The organism is Shewanella sp. 0m-6 (assembly GCF_052977325.1).
Map to the genome: position 1 here is coordinate 1 of NZ_JBRIMD010000076.1, position 507 is coordinate 507.

The following is a 507-nucleotide window of genomic DNA, read 5'->3' on the forward strand; positions in this document are numbered from 1 at the left end:
TGGGGTGAAGTCGTAACAAGGTAGCCCTAGGGGAACCTGGGGCTGGATCACCTCCTTACCTATACGACTAACTTAATCGTTGTTGAGTGTTCACACAGATTGCTTGTTTGTCTTTACTCTTAATTGAGTGAGATGAGCGACAAAATATCCTACCTTGTTGTAGTTGATATCGTTCTTTAAAAATTTGGAAAGCTGATAGTGTTAATCTGAAAGGGATAACGATTACGATTTATCGTGTTGTTATTAATAGGATTAATGCGAAATTAAAAAATTGAGTTCTAAAAACACTTAACATTAAGTGTCTTAGCTCGTTGTTTAACATTAACTTGTTGAGTGATGAGATAAAAATTCTAATTTTGGCGAAAGTAGAAACCATTAGTTACAGTACGGCTGTTGTGAGCTTACCCGCTCAGAACAACGGATAATCTCCTAGAGACTTATTTGGGTTGTATGGTTAAGTGACTAAGCGTATATGGTGGATGCCTTGGCAGTCAGAGGCGATGAAGG

The 507-nt window shown here is 38.1% G+C and carries 1 rRNA gene; it reads left to right on the forward strand.

Going from position 1 to position 507, the window contains the following annotated elements:
• Positions 1-58 (forward strand): 16S ribosomal RNA (locus ACVBJC_RS20430); the annotation flags it as partial.
• Positions 59-507 lie beyond the last annotated feature (449 nt).